At 45.4% G+C, this 24,046-nt stretch carries 20 protein-coding genes; 7 read left to right on the top strand and 13 right to left on the bottom strand.

Annotated elements, in window-relative coordinates; genetic code table 11:
• Position 1 precedes the first annotated feature (1 nt).
• On the top strand, positions 2–595 hold the full coding sequence (gene slmA / locus ACMXYN_RS03265) for a nucleoid occlusion factor SlmA (protein WP_415889073.1): 594 nt from the start codon (positions 2–4) through the stop codon (positions 593–595).
• Positions 596–672: 77 nt separating this feature from the next.
• Positions 673–1,455 (top strand): sulfite exporter TauE/SafE family protein, encoded by a 783-nt coding sequence (locus ACMXYN_RS03260; protein WP_415893477.1) that lies wholly within the window; start codon positions 673–675, stop codon positions 1,453–1,455.
• 4 nt (positions 1,456–1,459) lie between these two features.
• Here the strand turns inward: ACMXYN_RS03260 and ACMXYN_RS03255 are convergent, their stop codons facing one another.
• The 4 genes from ACMXYN_RS03255 to gpmI all read right to left on the bottom strand — a co-directional run bounded on the left by ACMXYN_RS03255 (position 1,460) and on the right by gpmI (position 6,377).
• Positions 1,460–2,305 carry a divergent polysaccharide deacetylase family protein gene (locus ACMXYN_RS03255; protein ID WP_415893476.1) on the bottom strand — a complete coding sequence of 282 codons (846 nt, stop codon included), beginning with the start codon at positions 2,303–2,305 and terminating at the stop codon, positions 1,460–1,462.
• 1 nt (position 2,306) lies between these two features.
• Positions 2,307–3,608, bottom strand: coding sequence for a S41 family peptidase (locus ACMXYN_RS03250; protein ID WP_415893475.1), 1,302 nt, complete (start codon positions 3,606–3,608; stop codon positions 2,307–2,309).
• 19 nt (positions 3,609–3,627) lie between these two features.
• Positions 3,628–4,629, bottom strand: coding sequence for a murein hydrolase activator EnvC family protein (locus tag ACMXYN_RS03245; protein WP_415893474.1), 1,002 nt, complete (start codon positions 4,627–4,629; stop codon positions 3,628–3,630).
• Between the two features lie 197 nt (positions 4,630–4,826).
• Complete coding sequence (gene gpmI / locus ACMXYN_RS03240; RefSeq protein WP_415893473.1) at positions 4,827–6,377, bottom strand: 2,3-bisphosphoglycerate-independent phosphoglycerate mutase; 1,551 nt, start codon at positions 6,375–6,377, stop codon at positions 4,827–4,829.
• Positions 6,378–6,604: 227 nt separating this feature from the next.
• Between gpmI and ACMXYN_RS03235 the strand changes: the two genes are divergently transcribed.
• From ACMXYN_RS03235 to secB, 3 genes are read left to right on the top strand one after another with little or no spacing between them, the layout of a single operon-like run.
• A complete protein-coding gene (locus ACMXYN_RS03235) occupies positions 6,605–7,018 on the top strand; it encodes a rhodanese-like domain-containing protein (RefSeq protein ID WP_415882194.1) in 414 nt (137 codons plus the stop codon).
• 8 nt (positions 7,019–7,026) lie between these two features.
• Entirely contained in the window at positions 7,027–7,284 is a 258-nt protein-coding gene (gene grxC / locus ACMXYN_RS03230; protein WP_415893472.1) for a glutaredoxin 3, read from the top strand.
• Positions 7,285–7,306: 22 nt separating this feature from the next.
• Positions 7,307–7,798, top strand: a complete 492-nt coding sequence (gene secB, locus ACMXYN_RS03225) for a protein-export chaperone SecB (RefSeq protein ID WP_415882196.1) — start codon at positions 7,307–7,309, stop codon at positions 7,796–7,798.
• 61 nt (positions 7,799–7,859) lie between these two features.
• Here secB and ACMXYN_RS03220 read toward each other — a convergent pair whose 3' ends face one another.
• The 6 genes from ACMXYN_RS03220 to glnA all read right to left on the bottom strand — a co-directional run bounded on the left by ACMXYN_RS03220 (position 7,860) and on the right by glnA (position 13,920).
• Complete coding sequence (locus tag ACMXYN_RS03220; protein ID WP_415893471.1) at positions 7,860–8,696, bottom strand: M14 family zinc carboxypeptidase; 837 nt, start codon at positions 8,694–8,696, stop codon at positions 7,860–7,862.
• A gap of 97 nt (positions 8,697–8,793) precedes the next feature.
• A complete protein-coding gene (locus tag ACMXYN_RS03215; RefSeq protein WP_415893470.1) occupies positions 8,794–9,144 on the bottom strand; it encodes a hypothetical protein in 351 nt (116 codons plus the stop codon).
• A gap of 66 nt (positions 9,145–9,210) precedes the next feature.
• A complete protein-coding gene (gene trmL / locus ACMXYN_RS03210) occupies positions 9,211–9,681 on the bottom strand; it encodes a tRNA (uridine(34)/cytosine(34)/5-carboxymethylaminomethyluridine(34)-2'-O)-methyltransferase TrmL (protein ID WP_415893469.1) in 471 nt (156 codons plus the stop codon).
• A 78-nt stretch (positions 9,682–9,759) separates the two neighbouring features.
• Positions 9,760–11,193 (bottom strand): nitrogen regulation protein NR(I), encoded by a 1,434-nt coding sequence (gene glnG / locus ACMXYN_RS03205; RefSeq protein WP_415893468.1) that lies wholly within the window; start codon positions 11,191–11,193, stop codon positions 9,760–9,762.
• Positions 11,177–12,259: a nitrogen regulation protein NR(II) gene (gene glnL, locus ACMXYN_RS03200; protein WP_415893467.1), complete on the bottom strand. Its 1,083-nt coding sequence runs from the start codon at positions 12,257–12,259 to the stop codon at positions 11,177–11,179. The genes glnG and glnL overlap by 17 nt, the downstream gene beginning before the upstream one ends.
• Before the next feature lie 254 nt (positions 12,260–12,513).
• Positions 12,514–13,920 (bottom strand): glutamate--ammonia ligase, encoded by a 1,407-nt coding sequence (gene glnA, locus ACMXYN_RS03195; RefSeq protein WP_415893466.1) that lies wholly within the window; start codon positions 13,918–13,920, stop codon positions 12,514–12,516.
• A gap of 446 nt (positions 13,921–14,366) precedes the next feature.
• Here glnA and typA point away from each other — a divergent pair, with 446 nt between their 5' ends.
• Positions 14,367–16,178 (top strand): translational GTPase TypA, encoded by a 1,812-nt coding sequence (typA, locus tag ACMXYN_RS03190; RefSeq protein WP_415893465.1) that lies wholly within the window; start codon positions 14,367–14,369, stop codon positions 16,176–16,178.
• A gap of 202 nt (positions 16,179–16,380) precedes the next feature.
• Here typA and purL read toward each other — a convergent pair whose 3' ends face one another.
• Positions 16,381–20,283 carry a phosphoribosylformylglycinamidine synthase gene (gene purL / locus ACMXYN_RS03185; protein WP_415893464.1) on the bottom strand — a complete coding sequence of 1,301 codons (3,903 nt, stop codon included), beginning with the start codon at positions 20,281–20,283 and terminating at the stop codon, positions 16,381–16,383.
• A 108-nt stretch (positions 20,284–20,391) separates the two neighbouring features.
• On the opposite strand from purL, the gene mltF reads away from it, so the two are divergent.
• Positions 20,392–21,870, top strand: a complete 1,479-nt coding sequence (mltF, locus tag ACMXYN_RS03180) for a membrane-bound lytic murein transglycosylase MltF (RefSeq protein ID WP_415893463.1) — start codon at positions 20,392–20,394, stop codon at positions 21,868–21,870.
• Here mltF and tadA read toward each other — a convergent pair.
• Entirely contained in the window at positions 21,856–22,368 is a 513-nt protein-coding gene (tadA, locus tag ACMXYN_RS03175) for a tRNA adenosine(34) deaminase TadA (protein ID WP_415893462.1), read from the bottom strand. The two genes, mltF and tadA, sit on opposite strands and share 15 nt — an antisense overlap.
• Positions 22,369–22,442: 74 nt before the next feature.
• Positions 22,443–24,023, bottom strand: coding sequence for a glutamine-hydrolyzing GMP synthase (gene guaA / locus ACMXYN_RS03170; RefSeq protein WP_415893461.1), 1,581 nt, complete (start codon positions 24,021–24,023; stop codon positions 22,443–22,445).
• Between the last annotated feature and the right edge of the window lie 23 nt (positions 24,024–24,046).

Here is a 24,046-nt window from a genome sequence, read left to right as displayed (position 1 = left end):
CATGAGCGAAACAGTCAAAGTATCCCGCCGCGAGCAAATTTTACAAAGCCTTGCTCGCATGCTGGAAAACCCAGGGCAAAAAATTACGACTGCTGCCCTCGCTAAAGAAGTAGGTGTATCAGAAGCTGCGCTTTATCGCCATTTCCCAAGTAAAGCACGCATGTTTGAAGGCCTAATCGGCTTTATTGAAGATACAGTGTTTAGTCGTGTTACTGCGATAACTCAAGTTGAACCGAGCGCAATCAAGCAATGCGAGCAAGTACTTACTTTGCTATTAGCATTTGTTGAACGTAATCCAGGCATGGCACGACTGCTTACAGGTGATGCTTTAACCGGTGAAACAGATCGCCTAAGACAGCGTATCAATCAGTTCTTCGAACGCTTAGAAACACAGATCAAACAGATCTTGCGCGAAGCAGAAGTCAAAGAAGGCTTACGTACTGAAACAACAGCTGGAGCAACTGCCAACTTGATGCTTGCGTGCTGCGAAGGCCGTATCCGTCAATTTGTACGAACAGAGTTTCGCAAAACACCAACAGAGCAGTGGAGCGAGCAATGGCCGCGAATTGCTGCCGGCGCTTTCCGTCCAGCCTAATTGACGTTTGGCACAATGACTCTTTAAGGGGAAGCTAGCTTCCCCTTTTTTATTCCTACGGGGCCACCAGCACAACTATGGATCAACTTATTGAACACGGCGGATTGTTTGTTCTTTCATTTTTCGCTAATGCCTTATCAGCAATGGCCGGAGGCGGAGCAGGCTTACTGCAACTCCCCGTACTGCTATTCCTTGGCTTAAGTTTCAATACAGCACTAGCCACCCATAAAATCGCCAGCGTAGCACTAGGTATTGGTGCAACCATTAGGCATCTGCGTGAAGGCAAACTGGACTATAAATTCTGTGGATTTATATTGCTATGCGGCCTGCCCGGTGTGGTTATCGGGGCGGATATCATCATCGATATCCCAGAAGGTTGGACCATATTCAGTTTAGGCCTGTTAACGGTTGGATTGGGCATCTATTCGTTTCGTAAGAAGGCTCTTGGGCTTACCGCAGAACCTCGTAACAGAGATCGGTTAGGGCTTATCATTGGGGGCGGTGTACTGTTCGTTATTGGCGCCTTAAACGGCTCTTTGACTTCAGGCACTGGCTTATTTGTAACACTCTGGCTCGTTCGCTGGTTCGGTCTAGACTACAAAACGGCCGTTACCTATGTCTTGATTCTAGTCGGCCTATTCTGGAACTCCACCGGCGCTATTACCGTAGCACTACAAGTAGATCCTCGTTGGGAATGGTTACCTGCACTGTTGATCGGCGCCACTATCGGCTCATTTATAGGTGCACACTTAGCCATTACTCAAGGCAATCAGCTGATAAAAAGAGCATTCGAAACGCTCACAGTTCTAGTAGGGATAAAACTGACGGGGGATGGGATCGGAATATTAATGGCTATCTAAAGCCTTAATGTTTAATCGCTACCGGTAAAGCTTGGCAGTGCCCTTCGCTACGATCGCAAGGCTCCACTTTCGGTTGAGCCATTAGCAACTGAGTACGAGATCGAATATTAAGCAACTCAGACGCCGACACTAAACGAATGCCAAGTTGCTCAAGAATCGGCAGTGCTTCAGACAAATACTCAACAGTTGCCGGATAAGGGTGGCCTATTACAACAGCATGCCCCTGAGTCACAGCTAAACTTAAAGCTTGCTTGAACTGGTTGTGGATATAATTCCAATTCTGCTTATTATCTAAAAAAACATCCCTAACTAGATAGGGAATCTGGTGCTCATGGGCCACCTTCCAAGCCACACTACGACCCGTTGTCACACTATCGATAAAGAAGATATTACGCTGCTTTGCCACAGCCATAATCTCTTTCATCTTTTGACGGTTTTCAGTCAGAAGGCTTCCCATGTGATTATTCATTCCAACCACATGGGGGATCGAATCAAGACTATTATGCAATACCTGCTGAATCTCTTGCCTAGACAACTGCTCAGTTAACGCGCCAGGCCCTAGACGAAGTCCGGCTTTATTTTGCATTGGCGCATGCAATATAACCTCTTTTCCCTGCTTGTATGCTATTTCTGCTAAATCATAGGAGTGTGGGGTATGGGGCAGAAATGCATAGGTAATCGCACCAGGTAGGTTGATCGCAGCCAAACCTTTTTTACGGTTATCACCAATATCATCAATAACAATTGCCATCACCGGCTGGTTATCCGTGAATACTGGGTCGGCATAACTTGGGCTAACTAAAGCACCAAGAGTGATAACCGCTGAGCAAATCCGTCTCAAAAACTGCATATCACTTACGCACTATCGCCAGAGCTTTTAGTAAGTTTAAAGCTTCGTACAGCTGATAATCCCTTGCTGCAAGATTATCTTTTTTCGCTTCTTCCGCAGCCTTCTTCTCACCATTTTCAAGATGACCACTTAGGTCTTTTTCTTTCAAATATTCAGGACCACCTTCGCGTAAGGTTAACTCAGCATCATTAACCTCAATATCTGGTTTGATGCCTTGTGCCTGAATAGAACGACCATTAGGAGTGTAGTATCTAGCCGTAGTGATTTTCAGCGCACGCTCTTTTGTTAAAGGCAGAACCGTTTGAACCGAACCTTTACCAAAACTATCGACTCCCATAATTACCGCACGCTCTTGATCTTGAAGCGCGCCTGCGACGATCTCTGAAGCCGATGCAGAACCTCCATTGATCAAGACAACAAGTGGAAGTTCTGGCAGTAAAGTATCGCTAGTCGCGCTAAAACGCTGTTCAGATTCAGCTAAACGACCTTTGGTATATACGATCAATCCATCTTTTAGGAAGGTATCGCTGATATCCACAGCGGCTTGTAAAACACCACCCGGGTTATTACGCAGATCCAACACCACACCTTTCAGCTCATTTTTCATCAAGCGCTTAAGGTGTTTGTTAACTTCTTTACCTGAATCCACTTGGAATTGGGATACACGCAAGTAGCCGAAACCCTCATCCAACATACGACTCTTAACGCTCGCTACTTGGATGATGTCTCGTACAACTTCAATTTCTAGCGGCTTTTCTTCGCCTTCACGCACAATCGTGAGAATGAGTTTACTGCCAGGCTTACCACGCATCAGCTCTACAGCCTCACTGAGAGGCATACCTTGTACTGGTGTATCATCCAGCTTAGTAATCAAGTCTCCCGCTTTAACCCCAGCACGCTGAGCGGGCGTATCATCAATTGGCGTGATAACACGAATAAAGCCATCTTCAGAGCCTACTTCGATGCCTAAACCACCAAATTCACCACTGGTATTGGCTTGCAGACTCTCAAATTCATCGGGTTCTAAATACGCAGAATGAGGATCTAACCCTGCAATCATGCCTCGCAGAGCATCTTCAAGCAGACGCGCATCATCCACAGGCTCAACATAGGAGGATTTAATTCGTTGGAACACTTCGGTGAATAATCGAAGTTCATCTAGAGGTAATACTTTTTCGTCTGTAACAGCTGGTGTATCTGCAGGCTTCGGATCAGCTGCGTGAAGTGGGAAAGAGACAAGCGTACTAACAACCATACCAAGCAAGGTACGTTTGAACCCGCCCGAACATAAAACTGACTTCATAATTTCTTCCCTAATAATGTTAGCGCTTCAACCAACTTTTTGGATTACTCGGCTTACCTTTATAACGAACCGCAAAATAAAGACCTGTTTGAGTACGGCCCCCACTCTGCCCTGCCGTTGCGATCGTATCACCCGCAGCTACCCAGTCGCCTGTTTCTAATAACAAGCTTTGATTATAACCATACAAACTCAGATAACCGGAGCCATGATCAATAATCAATACTAAACCATAACCTCTAAGCCAATCTGAAAATACTACGCGCCCATGATGAACCGCTTTTACAGGCTGAGCTTCTGACGCCTGAATCCAGATTCCATCATAGCGGATATTATTTCTGACAGTACCATAATTCTGCTTTACCTTACCTTTTAACGGCCAAGGCAGCTTACCTTTTAATTGTTTAAAGGTTTTATCGTCTTTAACAAGCGTGGCGAAGTTTAAACTTTTCTCAATTTCAGTCAGCACCGCACGCAAACGCTTCTGGTCCAGTTTGAGTTGTTTAAGCTTCTTTTTATCTGTGGAGAGGGCTTGTGTTAGCCTAGCAAGGGTATCTTTTCGCTTTGCTTGGGAGGCCCTAAGAGCAGTGACCTCTTTACGCAATTCTTCGCGCTTGAGGACCATTTTTTGCTCGGTATCGGTTAACTCTAATTCAGTTCCGGAAAGATCCGCCAGTTTGGTTTTGAAAAGAATTAGGTCCTGGCGCAACTCTTCATTCACGAAGTCATAATAGCGAATAGCGCGATCTAAAGTTTCAGGGTCTCGCTGGGTGAGCAGTAGCTGCAGGCGCGCTTGGTTGCCCATTTTATACTGCTGGGCTATCTGTTTAGCGATTAGTTCAGAACGTTTCTTAAGCTCGACTTTTAAAGCATCTCGCTTCTTTTCAAGGGTATCAGCGTGAGAGCCAAGACCACTCAATTGCTTATCCAGTGATTGGATCTGACGGGCTAACTTGCCAATTTTGACTTCACTGTCACGGAGTTCTTTACTTAATTCACGAGACTCGCCCTCTTGCGAGCGCATGTTTTTTTGCAAGGAAGCTATACGTGAATTGAGCTGCTTTATCTGCTTTTCAGTTAATGCTTGTTTGTCCTCTGCTAGCACCACAGATGACGCAAGTAAGCTTAACAGTATGAAAATAAAGGCAGGTAAAGATCGCACCATAATTATTCTGCACAAAATAAAAAGGGATAAACGAGTTATCCCTTTTTAAAGCCTCTTTAGAAGGATGCTAAAGATCTGCCTGTCATTTCAGCAGGCACTTCAATGTCCATCAACGAAAGCAGAGTTGGTGCTAGGTCACAAAGCGCACCGTCTTCTAGCTTAAGATTTTCTGCACGTGGACCATCGTAAATCAACGCTACTGGCCAGATCGTGTGAGATGTATGAGGCTGCCCTGTTTCTGGGTTAACCATCAACTCAACATTGCCGTGATCAGCTGTAATCAATGCTTCACCACCAACTTCGCGAAGCGCTTCTAGCACCTGTTTAACGCTATCATCAACAACTTCACAAGCTTTAACAGCTGCATCAAATTTACCGGTATGGCCAACCATATCACCGTTCGCATAGTTACAAACGATCAGGTCATACTTACCACTCTTGATCGCCCCAACTAACTTTTCAGTCACTTCCGGCGCACTCATCTCAGGCTGCAAATCATAAGTTGCAACATCTGGAGAAGGAACCAAAATACGATCTTCACCTTCGTAAACTTCTTCCTGACCACCATTGAAGAAGAAAGTCACATGAGCATATTTTTCAGTTTCAGCAATACGCAGTTGAGTTTTGCCCAAACCAGATAGGTATTCACCGAGATCATTTCGAATAGCTTGCGGAGGATAAGCGCAGGCAGCATCGATATCAGATGCGTACTGAGTCATCATTACATAAGCAGCTAACTCTGGTGCTTTTTCACGTGTAAAACCGTCAAAGCTGCTACCTTCAGTAAATGCGCGAGTGATTTCACGGGCACGGTCAGGACGGAAGTTCGCGCAGATTAGTGCATCACCATCAGCAACTAGGCCTTTCGCTTCGCCAGCAGCATCAGTAATTACTGTTGCTTGAACAAATTCATCGTTCTCATCACGTGCATAAGCTTCATTCAGCGCTTGAATAGCAGATTCAGCTTTGCAAGGCGCTTGACCGACAGTCATTGCATCGTAACCATTCTGCACGCGATCCCAACGGTTATCACGATCCATTGTAAAATAACGGCCTGCTACAGAAGCAATGGAACCCACACCGAGTTCGACTAGCTTCTCTTCTGTACGTTGAATCGATGGTTCAGCAGAACGTGGCGGCATATCACGACCATCAAGAATGGCATGAACATAAAGTTTTTTCGCACCACGTTTAACAGCCATCTCTAACAGCGCAAAGATATGTTCTTCATGGCTGTGCACGCCACCTGGAGATAACAAGCCCAAAATGTGAACCGCTTTGTCTTGCGAAATGGCAGCATCCATCGCATTCACTAGCGTCTCGTTATCGAAGAAATCACCATCTTCAATCGCTTTGGAGATACGCGTGAAGTTTTGATAAACCGTGCGCCCTGCACCAATGTTCATATGGCCAACTTCTGAGTTACCCATCTGTCCATCCGGCAAGCCAACAGCCATACCTGAAGTTTCGATTCGAGCATTTGGATTATCTGCCAGTAGTGCATCCCATACTGGGGTATTAGCTGCCTGAATTGCTGAAGATTCAGAACTTTCTACACCGTAACCATCAAGGATGATCAAAGCTTTTGTCGCGCGCGTTTGTGTCATATCTGTAGGATTCTGTTGCAACGGTTATAAAATTGCCGCCAATTTTACTTGGAAAGCCCCTTTAAGGCTAACGATTGAAGGCCCGATGCAGAATAATTGCCACTAAATAATCATTTTCACCGTATCTTCCCCTTATACCGTCAAAAATCGCGAGGTATACTATTGCTCCTCAATCGTCGATCAACAGTTTTTAATGGTCTTCAGGTAAGACCTTATTTGGATTAGAAATGGATCAATTTATCGAATTTATCGGCAACCACCCATTCTTGGTTGGTGCTTGGCTTTTAACTCTAGTGATGTTCGTTCTTTATGAACGTAGTAAAGCAGGCAAAGCCGTTACTCCGGCGCAAGCAACAAACCTAATCAATAAAGAAGACGCGATCATCGTTGATATCCGCCCTAAAAAAGAGTGGGCAACAGGTCATATCACCAATGCAAAGCACATCCCTCTTTCTGATTTAGATCGTCGTATGGACGAGCTAACTAAGTACAAACAACGCCCGATTATCGTTGTATGTAATTTAGGTCAGGCAGCGAGCGCCGCTACTCGCAAACTTAAAGCTGAAGGCTTTGAAAATGCAGTGCGCCTATCTGGCGGCATGACCGAATGGAAAGGCCAAAGCCTTCCTATTGTTAAGTAATAATCACAATGAAAGAAGTTACCATCTATACAACCGCGTGGTGTCCCTTCTGTATCCGAGCAAAAATGCTATTGGATCATAAGAACATTCCTTACGCTGAGATAAAAGTCGACGGCGATGCTGAAAAGCGTCGTGAGATGACTGAGCTCAGTGGAGGTCACACAGTGCCGCAAATTTTTATCGGCGAAACACCTATTGGCGGTTGCGATGATATGTTTGCCCTTGAACACCAAGGCAAACTCGACACCCTACTTAGTGCAAACTAATTTTTAAAAATAAGGATAAATCATGGCTGAGAACGATCAGAACACAGCGTCCCAAGAAGAACAGCAGGGACCTCAGTTTGCGGTACAACGCGTATACATTAAAGATGCCTCTTTTGAATCTCCAAACGCTCCTGAAATTTTCATGAGCCCTTGGCAGCCAGAAGTTGGCCTAGAGATGAACACTCAAACTGCTCAGCTAGGTGACAACGCTTTTGAAGTAACTCTAACGCTAACAGTTACTGTTAAAAACGAAGACAAAACTGCATTCCTAGTTGAACTACAACAAGCAGGTATCTTCTCTATTGCGGGTCTAGGCGAGCAAGAGATGCACCACACACTAGGTGCGTTCTGCCCAAGCATCCTATTCCCATATGCACGTGAAGCAATTGACGCAATGGTTGTTAAAGCTAGCTTCCCTGCACTAATGCTTGCGCCGGTAAACTTTGATGCGCTATATGCTCAGCAGATGGCTCAAGCTCAGCAAGAAGCAGCACAGGGCGAAGCTCAGCACTAAGCTGAACGTTATCGCATAAAAAACGGAGCGTTACGCTCCGTTTTTTTGTTTTTGAATATATCTATTTAGATGATTCAGATGTAGCCAGCTCACTGCGGTTACGTTTCGATTTATACTTCAACCAACGCACCAAATCTGTCCACATCTTATCAATATCCTTTTTCGGCGGCATGATTCCAGCGTATGGAAGCTCAATGGTCACCACAGGTATATTCTTAACAAACCAGCCATAGTTGCCTAAAGAACCCGGGTATGTCCCTAGCTGACGTAGGTGCAACGGCCCAAGTTTACGCGGCGGTTGAATACCACCGTCAAAGTCCAAAATTCCGTGCGGTGCATGTACAGAGACAATAACCGTCGGTTTGTATTCATCAATCAAATTATGGATAACACGACTTTCAGGCTCACTCAAAGGCGCGTGCCCAGGGAAATAGCGCAAACGCTTTTTCGCACTTTTTTGCCAATGAGCTAAAGGCTCGGGAAATTCTGGCGCTGGGGTAAAGTTTCGATTCAAATCGACCTTATTCGCATTAACTCGGCTCGACTTACGCTGCAACAAACCATCCGGATTCACAACCGGCAAGAAATACCAATCATAAGCACCACTATGATGTTTACGTAAGGTGTTAAGCCATTTAAAGGTTACGCTAACACTTGAGTACTCATCACCATGAATACCACCTATAAATAGCACCCTTGGCGCATATTTATTTTCTTCTGAAGCCTGAAAGTGCGCCTCTAAAATTGCACGGCCTTGAACCGAATAAAAACGAGGAGGGAGATAAGGATTACTTAAACATTCATTAACAGAAACACTGGCTAGTTTTTTACCAACCTGTTTACAGACACTCGTCACCTCTTCTGGATGATTCGCTCCATGAGTCAAAGAAGAGATCAAAACTAAAAAACTCCCAAGAAAAAGGGAGCTATATTTTTTCCACATATGCTTTCCGAACAACACTCTTAACTGTACATTTATTAATCAGTAGCGCATTCTAGCATGATTTTAAGGAAAGACTTTGCAGAATTTCATCAGCACGGCCTAATTCAAGGACCTGCTGTAATGAAGTTGCTGGCAAAGGCACAATACTTACAAGCGAGCTTGCTGGAATAAGAAATTGACCTTCACTACCAGACTCTAATTGATCGGAGATCAGAACTACCGGAAGCTGTTGATTCTTAAGTGTTTGGATATTTACTTGCTGATCGAGCCGACCTAACAGCCATACTGCACGCTCCCTGTAGTCGGTAACATGCAGTTTAAAAACCTCGCCCGCCTGCTCGGTTAAGTAAGCTTCAATCTTTGTCACTATAAAAGCGTGCTGCATAGAATTACTGACCGTCATGTAGTTCCTTTCACTATAGTCGCTATGGCAACAATTAAGTATCTATATGTAGAACAGCTCTGAAAACTAACTATCGATAGCGCCTTCAAACCCTAATTGGCGCCACGCTTCATAAACAACGACAGCACTAGCATTTGAAAGGTTCATACTGCGACTCGCCTCTTTCATTGGCATTCTCAACCACTGTTCGCTAGGGAAACTCTCTCTCACCTCAACAGGCAGACCTCGCGTTTCTGGACCCAACAACAAAACATCACCCGCTTGGTAATCTGCTTTGGTGTAGCAAGTTTTACCTTTTGTCGTTAACGCCCAAACCTTTCTCGGCTCTATTTCAGCCAGACAAGTTTCTAAATCAGGGTGAATTTTAACCGCAGCAAACTCATGATAATCCAAGCCGGCACGACGTAACCGCTTATCATCAAAGTCAAAACCCAAAGGCTCCACAAGATGAAGATGAAAACCTGTATTGGCACAAAGCCTAATAATATTGCCGGTATTTGGCGGTATTTCAGGTTCGAATAGGACAACGTGAAGCATAAAAAATCCCCGCAGGTTAAAAGCTGCAGGGATTATATATGAAATCAAAAAACGAGGTTATTACTGTATAAGAATAACTTAGGCAACTTCCTGATCATCACCTTTATCTTCATCCATACCCAATTCTTTGATTTTCCGCGTAAGAGTATTACGCCCCCAACCTAGAAGCTCTGCAGCATCGCGTCGACGTCCTGCGGTATGTTTGAGTGCAGTCTCAATCATAATTTTTTCAAAAGCAGGCACTGCGGTGTCTAATAGATTACGATGACCAAGCCCCAACTGCTGATCAGCCCAATTACGTAAGGACAACTCCCAGTCACCCGCCACAGCTGCCTCTGATTCACTACTCTGCATAAGTTCTGGCGGCAAATCATCAATGAGCACTTCTCGACCAGTCGCCATGACCGTTAACCAGCGACAAGTATTTTCTAACTGCCTAACGTTACCCTGCCAAGTCAAATTACATATGTAACTCTCAGTGTCAGCAGCAAGTACTTTTGGCTCCACATCTAATTCTTCAGCAGCCATATTTAGGAAATGACGCGCTAAACGCGGAATATCTTCACGCCTCTCAGCTAACTTAGGTAGATGAACACGGATAACGTTAAGGCGATGGAATAAATCTTCACGGAAACGACCTTCAGCTACCAACTTTTCTAAATCCTGATGGGTAGCCGCTATTATCCGAACATCGACCTTTACTGCCGTATGACCGCCAACACGATAGAATTCACTATCAGCCAACACCCTTAACAAACGTGTTTGAGCATCAGCAGGCATATCACCTATTTCATCTAGAAAAAGCGTACCACCATCCGCTTGCTCAAATCGACCACGTCGAGCCGCTGCCGCACCGGTAAAGGCGCCTTTTTCATGACCAAACAATTCCGACTCAATCAGATCATGGGGAATAGCTGCCATATTTAGAGGAATGAAAGATCTATCTCTACGAGGGCTGTGCTTATGCAGCGCGTGTGCGACAAGCTCTTTACCCGTACCGGATTCACCATTAATGAGAACGGTAATATTGGATTGAGATAGACGACCAATAGCACGGAAAACTTCCTGCATAGCAGGCGCTTCACCAATAATCTCTGTGCCTTCTTCAGCAGCTTGCTCAGCCACCTGCTCTCGTTGCTCAATCGCATGTGCCAAGGCGCGCTTAGTTAGCGCAACAGCATCATCTACATCAAACGGTTTTGGTAAATACTCAAATGCACCACCCTGATAAGACGCAACTGCAGAATCTAAATCGGAGTGCGCCGTCATAATAATGATCGGAACTTGTGGGTGAGTTTCCTGAATTTTCTCCAGCAACTGCAAACCATCTGTTCCTGGCATGCGAATATCACTAATTATGGCATCAGGCACTTCACGCTCTAGCTGAGCCAATAAAGCATCTGCACTATCAAAAACTTCGGTTTGAAGCCCTTCTACTGCCATCGCTTTTTCAAGCACCCAACGAATTGAACGATCATCATCGACAATCCAGATTTTACCTGACAGGTTCATGACTTATCTCCAAAGGTATGAATAGTTGAAATTTGGTTTCCCCTGGCTGAGTTTCACACTCAATCAATCCTTGATGCTGATTAATGATCGATTGCGCAATCGACAAGCCAAGGCCGGTTCCTTCTGCACGCCCACTTACCATAGGGTAGAAAATTTTACTAAGTATCTCTTCTGGGATACCTGGGCCGTTATCAACGATTTCGACGCTACACACCAAACGGTGTTTTTCAGCGCCTAATGTAATTTGACGGAAAGCGCGCGTTTTAATCTGAATGGTTGGCTCAATAGTTCCCGCACCCTGCATCGCTTGCATACTGTTACGCAGGATATTTAGTATCGCTTGAATAAGTTGCTCTGCATCACCGGTAAACTCAGGAATACTAGGATCGTAATCTCTCAATAGGGATACAGAACCCTTGGTTTCAGCCTCAATTAGCTGGCAAACCCGTTCGAGTATGGCGTGGATATTAACGTCTTCAAGCTTAGGTAACTTACGCGGCCCCAACAGACGATCCACCAAGTTCCTTAAACGATCAGCCTCCTCAATGATTACGCGGGTATAATCATGTAGCGCAGGATCTGGCAGCTCTCGTTCTAGCAATTGCGCGGCACCGCGAATTCCACCAAGAGGATTCTTAATTTCATGCGCCATGCCACGGACTAGGGATCTGGCAGTATCGTGTTGAGTTAGGAGGTCTTCTTCACGCTCGATTCTCATCAAACGGTCTCTAGCCTCTATTTCAATCAGCAGCTGTCGACCACTCAACCAGAACAAGGGATTAATCGAATAATCCACCGTTAATACACTGCCACTTTGAGTAACCAATTTAGCTTCACGGCGAGTGTAAGGATGACCCGTTTCAATACAAGCGCGTAGATCTTCAATGCCATGTTCCTCTGGTGAGAACCACTCCGCTACAGACACTTGAGACAAACGGCGCAAACTCGCCTCTAACAGCATCTCAGCCGCAGGATTGGCATATTCCACATCAAGGTTGCCATCCAGCAAAACCACCGCTGTAGAAAGGTTTTCTATTATCTGTTTATGAAAATCTATTACTGGCATCGACCTACACTCTTTTACTTAAGTTTACTTGTGCAAAAAGCAAACCAAGTTTCACCACTGCCCTAAATTGCTCTCAGGCAGCACCATTACTGACTATTCTAATATTGAGTGTAGCTGCTTAAAAATGATAGCGCACCATTTTAGTGCATTAAATATTATTAAGATTTTAATCGTCACTAAATAAGTGCATAAGGGTAAGATTTAAAAACAAAAAAGCCTCCACAAGGGAGGCTTTTTTTCAGAAGAATTAAGACTTATACAGAGTAGTACAGGTCAAATTCAACTGGGTGAGTAGTCATGTTCACTTTCTCAACTTCTTCACGCTTAAGCGCGATGAATGCATCAAGCATGTCGTCAGTGAATACGCCACCTTGAGTCAAGAAATCACGATCTTCTTCAAGAGCGTTTAGAGCTTCTTCTAGAGATGAAGCAACCTGTGGGATCTCAGCAGCTTCTTCAGCTGGTAGATCGTAAAGGTCTTTGTCTGCAGCATCGCCAGGGTGGATCTTGTTCTTGATACCGTCAAGACCAGCCATCATTAGTGCAGAGAAACATAGGTATGGGTTCGCAGATGGATCTGGGAAACGCGCTTCTACACGACGTGCTTTAGGGCTAGTCACGTATGGGATACGGATTGAAGCAGAACGGTTACGTGCAGAGTAAGCAAGCATAACTGGAGCTTCGAAACCTGGTACTAGACGCTTGTAAGCGTTAGTAGAAGAGTTAGTCAAAGCGTTAAGCGCTTTAGCGTGCTTGATGATACCGCCAATGTAGTAAAGAGCAGTTTCAGACATACCCGCGTATGCATCACCAGCAAACAGGTTAACACCGTCTTTAGATAGAGACATGTGAACGTGCATACCAGAACCGTTGTCACCAACTAGTGGCTTAGGCATGAATGTAGCTGTTTTGCCGTAAGCGTGTGCAACGTTGTGTACACAGTACTTAAGAACCTGAACTTCGTCCGCTTTAGCAGTCAAAGTGTTCGCACCAACACCGATTTCACACTGACCAGCAGTTGCTACTTCGTGGTGGTGTACTTCAATTTCAAGATCCATCGCTTCCATCGCGTCACACATAGCGCCACGTAGGTCGTGAAGAGAATCAATTGGTGGTACTGGGAAGTAACCGCCTTTAACACGTGGACGGTGACCAGTGTTACCACCTTCGATCTTGTGGCTAGACGCCCAAGATGCTTCTTCAGAAGCGATTGTGTAACCACAACCAGAGATGTCTGCATGCCATTTCACTTCGTCAAATACGAAGAATTCTGGCTCAGGACCAAACATAGCTGTGTCAGCAATACCTGTAGACTTAAGGTACTCTTCTGCACGCTTAGCTACAGAACGTGGGTCACGCTCGTAACCTTGACCAGTAGCTGGCTCAACGATGTTACAACGAACGATTACAGTAGTAGCTTCAGAGAATGGATCCAGCAGAGAAGCGCTGTCGTCCGGCATCAGGATCATGTCGGAATCGTTAATACCTTTCCAACCTGAGATGGATGAACCATCGAACATTTTACCTTCTTCAAAGAAGTCATCGCCCATGTCGGAAACTGGGATAGTTACGTGCTGCTCTTTACCGTGAGAGTCGGTGAAACGTAGGTCAATCCACTTAGCATTGCTTTCTTTGATCAGATTCAGAGTCTTCTCTGACATGAGACTTTCTCCACTTAGTAATTACCAGGCTGAACATTGTCAGCCTAAAGAAATCAGAATTAATTATCGGCTTAGGACAAAGCAACAAGTGTGCCAGAACAGAAAAACCAGCTTTCCTCCACAATTAGAGGCACTTGCAGCATAAATGCACCAAAAGCACCGCACCAAAATTGAGCATAAGCAACTTTAATGCACCATAATAGTGCAAATCTTATTAAATCAATTTTTACGCACCGTTATGGGCCTATAATATACTCCAACCTTATTAAAAACGCCCACCTATAATGAGCCTGTTTTTAACTTAATTCCTACTCAGATCAATCTACTTATCTGGTTAGAATTAAGAAAAACAAAAACTCTGCAGATTTGATTAAGAAATATGCAGTAATTTATCTATAAACACGTATAATTCCGCATTCGCAAAAATATCTCACAGGTATACACACGTGATCGAAAAGCTAAGAAACATCGCTATCATCGCGCACGTTGACCATGGTAAAACAACCTTGGTTGATAAGCTGCTTGCACAATCTGGCACACTAGGCCGTCGTGATGAAGGCACTGAGCGCATCATGGACTCCAACGACCAGGAGAAAGAGCGCGGCATTACCATTTTGGCAAAAAACACAGCCATTAAATGGAACGACTACCGCATCAACATTGTGGACACTCCTGGACACGCCGACTTCGGTGGTGAAGTAGAGCGCGTACTGTCTATGGTTGACTGTGTATGCCTACTAGTTGACGCTGTTGATGGCCCAATGCCACAAACACGTTTCGTTACTCAGAAAGCATTTGACCAAGGCCTGCGTCCAATCGTTGTAATCAACAAGATTGACCGCCCTGGCGCACGCCCAGATTGGGTTATCGATCAAGTATTTGATCTATTCGATAGCCTAGGCGCTACTGATGAGCAACTAGACTTCCCAATTGTTTACGCATCTGCACTAAACGGTATTGCGGGTCTTGAGCCAGACGACATGTCTGAAGATATGACACCGCTTTTCGAAGCTATCGTTGAGCATGTAGATCCACCAAAAGTAGACGTTGATGGCCCACTACAGATGCAAGTATCTGCACTGGACTATAACAGCTACCTTGGCGTTATCGGTGTTGGCCGTGTTACTCGCGGTACCATCAACACAAATACGCAAGTTAAAGTTATTGATCGCGAAGGCGCTGTTCGTAGCGGCCGTATCCTGAAGATCATGGGCTATCACGGCCTAGAACGTGTAGAAGTAGAAAGCGCAACTGCTGGTGACATTATCTGTGTTACTGGTATTGACGCTCTGAACATCTCTGACACTATCTGTGACCCTGATAAAGTTGAAGCTCTACCAGCGCTAAGCGTAGATGAGCCAACAGTATCTATGACGTTCCAGGTTAACGATTCTCCGTTCGCAGGTCAGGATGGTAAGTTTGTAACTAGCCGTAACATCAAAGAGCGTCTAGATCGTGAACTTATCCACAACGTTGCCCTACGCGTAGAAGATGGTGAAACACCAGAGAAATTCAAAGTTTCTGGCCGTGGTGAACTTCACCTGTCCGTATTGATTGAAACAATGCGTCGCGAAGGCTTCGAACTAGGCGTATCTCGTCCTGAAGTAATTCAGAAAGAAGTCGATGGTGAAATCCACGAACCATACGAAATGGTTATGATCGACGTTGAAGACGAGCACCAAGGTTCTGTTATTGAGGAACTAGGCAAGCGCAAAGGCGACATGACAAACATGGAAGTAGACGGCAAAGGCCGTGTACGTCTAACGTTCATGATTCCATCTCGCGGCCTTATCGGCTTCCGCTCTCTGTTCCTGACAATGACTTCAGGTACAGGTATCATGACTTCTATCTTCGACCACTATGGTCCAGTTAAAGAAGGTGAAGTTGTTAGCCGTATCAATGGTGTTCTTGTATCCATGGTTACTGGTAAAGCTCTTGGTTACGCACTGTGGAACCTACAAGACCGCGGTCGTCTATGCATCGAACCAAACGTTGAAGTTTACGAAGGCATGCTACTAGGCATCCACAGCCGTAATAACGATCTAGCTGTAAACCCAACTAAAGGTAAGCAGCTGACTAACGTACGTGCTTCTGGTTCTGATGAAAACATCCAGCTAACACCTCCTGTGAAATTCACATTGGAGCAAGCGCTAGATTTCATCGAAGATGACGAATTGGTAGAAGTTACACCTAACTTCATCCGCCTACGCAAGAAGCTTCTTAAAGAGAACGAACGTAAGCGCGCGAAGAATAAATAAGAGAGCATATCTAGTCGCGTAACAAAATACGCTTACTGCTTTTTTATTAAGCCATCACTCTCCAGTGATGGCTTTTTTATATACGACACCCCACTCCCCTCCGAGCTTTTACCTCACACCTAATCCTTCGCAGCCTAGAACGATAATAGTCACAAGCAATAAAAAAGGCAGCCGTAGCTGCCTTTTTATCAAATGTAGGAAATTAACCTACCCACACTCGTGCGTTGCGGAACATGCGCATCCACGCACCGTCCTCAGACCATTCATCTGGCGCCCAACTGTTAGTGACTGTACGGAAAACACGCTCAGGGTGCGGCATCATAATAGTCACACGACCGTCAGTAGTTGTAACACCTGTAATACCTTCTGGCGAACCATTCGGGTTAGCAGGATAAATCTCTGTTGGCTGACCATAGTTATCCACATAACGTAGAGCTACCGTATCAGATGACTTAAGTCCCGCTAGGTGTGTTTCATCTTTGAATTCTGCGCGGCCTTCGCCATGCGCCACAGCGATTGGCATACGAGAACCCGCCATACCCTGCAAGAACACAGATTTAGAATCTTGAACTTCTACCATAGCAACACGCGCTTCAAACTGTTCTGAAACGTTACGTACGAAGTGCGGCCATAAGTCAGAACCAGGAATCAATTCATGCAAGTTAGACAGCATCTGACAACCGTTACAGATACCTAATGCAAACGTGTCTTCACGATTAAAGAACTGCTGAAATTGATCACGTGCACGTGCGTTAAATAGGATCGACTTAGCCCAACCTTCACCCGCACCCAACACGTCACCATACGAGAAGCCACCACAAGCAACCAGACCTTTAAACTGATCAAGCTCAACGCGACCAGAAAGGATATCACTCATGTGGACATCAACAGCTGCAAAACCAGCACGGTCAAACGCCGCACCCATTTCAATCTGACCGTTTACACCCTGCTCACGAACGATAGCCATCTGAGGACGTGTACCCGTCTGAATAAATGGCGCAGCAACATCTTCATTCTGATCAAACGTAAGCTCAGCATTCAGACCAGGATCTTGTTTATCAAGAATACGATCAAACTCTTGCTCTGCACATTCAGAGTTATCACGCAAAGACTGAATCTGGTAAGAGGTTTCAGCCCACCAGCGCTGTAACTGTACGCGTGACTCAGAATAGATCTCTTCCTCATCGAAGTGGAAGCGAATCTCATCATCCAAGTTAGTAGAACCTACAACCTGAGCAATATCACCAAGACCTGCAGCATTTAGTTCAGTAAGAACCGTTTCTAAGCTATCACGCTTAACCTGAAGCACGGCACCTAGCTCTTCAGCAAACAATGCTGCAGCCAACTCACTTTCTTCACCAGCGAGCATATCTAGATTTAGATCAACACCGGTTTTCCCAGCAAATGCCATCTCAGCAATCGTTGCAAATAAACCACCGTCAGCACGGTCATGGTATGCAAGGATTTGACCTTGCTCGTTTAGTTCTTGAATCGCTGCAAAGAACGCTACAAGTTGCTCTGGCTGATCAACATCAGGAACATCTTGACCGACTTCGTTATAAACCTGAGCTAGTGCAGAAAGACCAATACGGTTTTTACCATTACCTAGATCCAAAAGAATCAGATCGGTTTCGCCTTGATCAGTACGTAGCTGAGGCGTCAATGTTTTACGTGCATCTGTTACAGGGGCAAAGCCTGTAATAATCAAAGACATCGGCGCAGTTACAGATTTTTGTTCGCCTTCATCTTCCCACACGGTACGCATAGACATGGAGTCTTTGCCTACAGGAATAGTGATACCCAGCTGCGGACACAACTCCATACCTACAGCTTTTACAGTGTCATACAATTTTTCATCTTCACCTGGGTGGCCAGCAGCACACATCCAGTTTGCAGACAGTTTAATGTCTTTAATGTCACCAATACGAGCAGACGCAATGTTAGTAACAGTCTCACCAATCGCCATACGACCAGATGCAGGAGAGTCAACCAAAGCAAGCGGTGTACGCTCACCCATTGCCATCGCTTCACCAGTATATGTATCGTATGCAGCAGTCGTTACTGCACAGTTAGCCACAGGAACCTGCCATGGGCCAACCATTTGATCACGCGCTACTTGACCAGTAATCGAACGGTCACCGATAGTGATCAAGAAAGACTTAGAAGCTACCGCCGGCAGTTTCATTACGCGCTCAGCCGCATCTTTAAGATCGATAGAGCTCGTATCGAAAGACGGCACTTCGTATGCTTTACGCTCCACAGAACGGTGCATTTTTGGCGGCTTGCCAAACAACACGCTCATTGGTAGATCAACCGGCTTATTCTCGAAGTGAGTATCACCTAATGTTAGGTGCATCTCTTCTATCGCTTCGCCTACAACAGCGTATGGACAACGCTCACGCTCACAGATCGCCTCGAAACGCGGCATATCTGCAGGATCAACCGCCATCACATAACGCTCTTGCGCTTCGTTACACCAGATAGCCAATGGCGACATGCCTGGCTCATCGTTATTTACATTACGTAGTTCAAAGTTAGCACCACGATTACCATCGCCTACCAACTCAGGGAAAGCATTGGAAAGACCACCTGCTCCAACGTCATGAATAAATGCGATCGGGTTTTCATCACCCAACTGCCAGCACTGGTCGATAACTTCTTGGCAACGACGCTCTAGCTCAGGGTTATCACGCTGTACAGAGGCAAAATCAAGATCAGCAGTAGAAGAACCCGATGTCATAGAAGATGCAGCACCGCCGCCTAGACCAATCTGCATTGCAGGGCCACCAAGGCAGATCAGCTTAGCACCTACTGGGATTTCGCCCTTTTCAACGTGCTCATCACGAATGTTACCTAAACCACCCGCAATCATGATTGGCTTGTGGTAACCACGAACCTCTTCCCCCGCAGCGCCGTTTACTTTCTGTTCGAAAGTACGGAAGTAACCTGTTAGCGCGGGACGACCAAATTCGTTGTTAAATGCAGCACCACCAATAGGGCCTTCGATCATGATATCCAGAGGTGTCACAATACGCTCTGGCTTACCGTATTTAGATTCCCATGGCTGCTCAAAGCCAGGAATATTTAGATCAGACACAGTAAAACCTGTAAGACCAGCTTTTGGCTTAGAACCTTTACCGGTCGCACCTTCATCACGAATTTCACCACCTGAACCTGTTGCAGCACCCGAGTGTGGTGCAATTGCAGTTGGGTGGTTGTGAGTTTCAACTTTCATCAGGATCTGAATATCTTCCTGATTGTAGCTGTACTCTTTGCTATCCGGTTTTGGGAAGAATCGACCCGCTTTAGAACCAACCATTACCGCAGCGTTATCTTTATACGCCGACAGTACGTTCTCACCGCCCATTTCATTGGTGTTACGAATCATGGCAAACAGCGATTTCTCCTGCGCTTCGCCATCGATATCCCATGAAGCGTTAAAGATCTTGTGACGGCAGTGCTCAGAGTTCGCCTGAGCAAACATCATCAATTCAACATCTGTCGGATTACGGTCTAGCTCGATAAAGCTTTCAACTAGGTAATCAATCTCATCTTCAGCCAACGCTAGGCCAAGGTCGGTATTCGCTGCAACCAACGCTTCACGACCGCCACCCAAAATATCTACAGTCGTCAGTGGCTTCGGCTCTTCTTCTAAGAAAAGCGAAGAGGCGTCATCTATACTTGGCAATACAGCTTCAACCATGCGATCGAACAATGCAGCTTGTACTGCTTTTACTTCAGCATCAGTCAGATCTTTAGATGCTTGAACGTAGTATGCGATACCACGCTCCAGACGCTTGATTGCTGACAAGCCACAGTTGTGAGCGATATCAGTTGCCTTCGACGACCAAGGCGATATAGTGCCCGGGCGAGGAACAACTAAGAACAGCTGACCCGCTGGCTCCTGAGCTTCAGCTTTTGGTCCGTAGCGTAAAATACGTTCCAATACTTTTTGCTCATCGTCCGATAAAGCTTGTGACAAATCGGAAAAATGCATAAATTCAGCATATAGACCTGTTACAGCAGGAACTGAAGACTGAATAACGGTAAGTAACTTTTCATGACGAAAAGCAGAAAGAGCAGGTGCTCCGCGCAGTGCCAGCATCTCTAATAGAGCCTCTTGATAGCTGCCAATAAAAAGCAGTAGTTACAGGAGAAATATAAGTAGTGAATTTTACCGAAACAGCCAGTTGGATACCAGAAAAGCAGTACAATGTTTGATATTAGACGCAAAAAAGATGCAGCATATGCTCTGGTGATTTTTCTTTTGTTCTGTATTCCAGGCTTATTGAGCTGGAATAGCAAAACTCAGCTAGGCGCGATCATAGAATCTGGCGCAATAAAACTCGTAACTCGAAACTCACCGAACACTTATTTTATTGAAAAAGGTAAACCTGCAGGCTTTGAATACGATTTAGCTAAAGCTTATGCCGACCATCTAGGCGTAGAACTTGAATTGGTTCTTCCTGATGATTTCAGCTCTATTTTCACGACGATGAGCGCACGTGATGGTCATATCGCAGGCTCCATGCTTACGATCACCGATGAACGTCAAGAAAAATTTGAGTTTACCCAACCCTATCTTAAAACCACGACGACACTGATATACCGTCAAACCAAAGGTAAGAAGGCACCCAAAGATATTTCCGATCTACTTAAACCTGGAAAGAAATTAGTTGTACTTGCCAACAGCAGCCATGCAGAACTTTTACAAAGCCTAAAAGCTCAATATCCAGAACTAACTTGGGACGAAACCAGTACCTATTCATCTACAGAGCTGATGGAACAAGTACAAAACAAAGAGATCGACTACACAGTCGTTGATGCTGTTACTTTCGATAGCCAAAAAACTTTTTTTCCAGGTCTTAAAAAAGGCTTTGATCTCGACGAGCCGCAACCTCTAGCCTGGATGCTCTCCCCTCATCACGACCAAACTTTGCGCGATTCAATTAATCGCTTTCTTGCACTTGAAAGCACTCAAACCCTGATCAAATCACTGAAAGAAAAATACTTCAATCGCAGCAATCCACTTAATTTCTACGACACCACGACCTTCAAGAAAGACATGCAAACGCGCTTTCCGAAGATCGAACAGTATTTCCTTATGGCCGAGCAGGAAACCGGGATAGACTGGCAATTATTAGCATCCATCGCCTACCAAGAATCTCACTGGGACCCAAAAGCAGTTTCCCCTACAGGGGTTAAAGGAATCATGATGCTAACCAATGCTGCAGCTAAAGAGGTTAATGTCACCGACCGGACAGACCCCATGCAAAGCATTATCGGCGGCGCTCATTACCTTGTAATCGTAAAGAAGAAAATTCCAGATCGCATTCCTGATCCTGACCACTTGTGGTTTGCACTCGCTGGTTACAACGTAGGTTACGGTCACTTAGAAGATGCGCGTGTATTGACCTCAAGAGCCGGGCTAAACCCCGATAAGTGGGATGATGTAAAAAAACACCTCCCCCTACTAACTCAAGAAAAACATTACAGCACTGTCCGTTACGGTTATGCACGCGGGTACGAACCTGTGCACTATGTCAGTAATATTCGAAAATACATGAAGCTACTTAGCTGGGAGATGCAGGTTCTCCAAACTAAGCGACAAGACGAAGAAGCGGATCTAAACCCAGACCATGAAAGCTGGGATAAAGGACAAGTAGTCGAGGACCTTCTACCCGCCCTTTAGTAGTTTTTGCTTTTTAGCTAATTTTTCGGCCTTGATTTCAGCACGACGACGCTTGAAGAACGCACTAATTTTCTCGCTGCAACGCTCGGCTAATACACCAGCCTCAACCTCAACGCGATAATTCATCCAAGCTTGATCAAGCAACTGTCCATTACTCTGAACAGCCCCAGCTTTAGCTTCAACCGCCCCAAAAATAACACGTCGAATACGAGAATGAACAATAGCTCCGGTGCACATAGTGCAAGGCTCGATCGTTACATAGAGATCAGCACCGACCAGCCTGTAGTTACCGACATTAGCCGCCGCATCCCTCAACGCAAGTATTTCAGCGTGTGCAGTTGGGTCGTGACCACTAATCGGCTGATTCCAGCCCCTACCAATAACCTCACCATCTAGAACCACGATAGCACCGACCGGCACTTCGTTAATTTCTTCAGCTCGATCCGCCAGCAGTAAAGCCTCTTCCATCCAGCGCTCATCTATCTCTCGCTGATCCATTCACCTTTCTCCAAACACTAAAAAGCCTGCACAAGAGCAGGCTTTTTATCATAACAATTCAGCTTAAAGAATACTTATTCCCACTCAATTGTTGCAGGCGGCTTAGAGCTCACATCGTAAGTCACACGAGATACTTTAGGGATCTCATTAATGATACGGCTAGATACAGTTTCTAGCAGCTCATATGGAAGGTGAGCCCAACGCGCCGTCATAAAGTCGATAGTCTCTACCGCACGAATAGCAATAACGTATTCATAACGACGACCATCACCTACAACACCTACAGATTTAACCGGTAGGAATACCGCAAATGCCTGACTTGTCTTGTGATACCAATCAGCTTTATGCAGCTCTTCAATGAAGATTGCATCCGCTTCACGCAAGATATCAGCATATTCTTTTTTAACTTCACCCAGAATACGCACACCCAAACCAGGGCCTGGGAACGGGTGACGGTAAACCATATCGTATGGAAGACCCAGCTCAAGACCAAGCTTACGCACTTCGTCCTTAAACAACTCACGTAGCGGCTCGACTAGCTCAAACTGCATATCTTCAGGTAGACCACCCACATTGTGGTGTGACTTAATCACATGTGCCTTACCTGTCTTCGCAGCAGCAGACTCAATTACGTCTGGGTAGATCGTACCCTGCGCTAGAAAGTTAACGTCAGTTAGCTTAGTCGCTTCGTCATCGAATACTTCGATGAAAGTATTACCGATAATCTTACGCTTCTTCTCAGGGTCGTTTTCACCTTCCAAACGACCTAGGAATAGATCTTCAGCATCAGAACGAATTACTTTCACGCCCATGTTCTTAGCGAACATGTCCATTACTTGATCGCCTTCCTGCTTACGTAGAAGACCGTTATCAACAAACACACAAGTTAGCTGATTGCCGATTGCCTTATGAAGCAATGCCGCTACAACAGAAGAATCAACACCACCAGATAGACCTAGAAGCACCTTCTGGTCACCCACCTGCTCGCGTACTTTTTCGATCTGGTCAGCGATGATGTTTGCAGAGTTCCATAGCGCTTCCGTACCACAAATCTCAACAACAAAACGCTCAAGGATACGACCGCCCTGTTTAGTGTGAGTCACTTCAGGGTGGAACTGAACACCAAAGAACTGTTTCTCAGGATTGCACATTGCAGCAATCGGAGCAGATTCAGTCGATGCAATTACTGCAAAGCCTTCAGGAAGCGTAGTAACTTTATCGCCATGGCTCATCCATACATCTAGAGATAGAGCACCGTTGTTTGCAACGTGATCCTCAATACCTTCGAGTAGACGGCTTGGGCTGCTTTCTAAACGAACCTGAGCATAACCAAATTCACGCTTATCGGATGTAGAAACTTCACCGCCCATCTGAGCAGCCATTGTCTGCATGCCGTAGCAGATACCCAACACAGGCACATCTAGGTTAAATACAACCTCAGGTGCACGAGGTGAATCACCTTCAGTAACAGACTCTGGACCACCAGCAAGGATGATACCTTTAGGTGCAAACTCACGGATATCGTCTTCAGACATATCCCAAGCGTGAATTTCACAGTAAACACCGATTTCACGTACACGACGTGCAATCAACTGCGTGTACTGAGAACCAAAATCTAAAATCAGAATTCGTTGAGCGTGAATATCTTTGGTCATAACCTTCAATCTCTTCACTTTGC

Source organism: Neptuniibacter sp. PT8_73 (assembly GCF_047778045.1).
Lineage (GTDB): Bacteria > Pseudomonadota > Gammaproteobacteria > Pseudomonadales > Balneatricaceae > Neptuniibacter.
The sequence above is the reverse complement of the archived record's forward strand: the minus strand, read 5'-3'. Positions and strand labels throughout refer to the sequence as shown.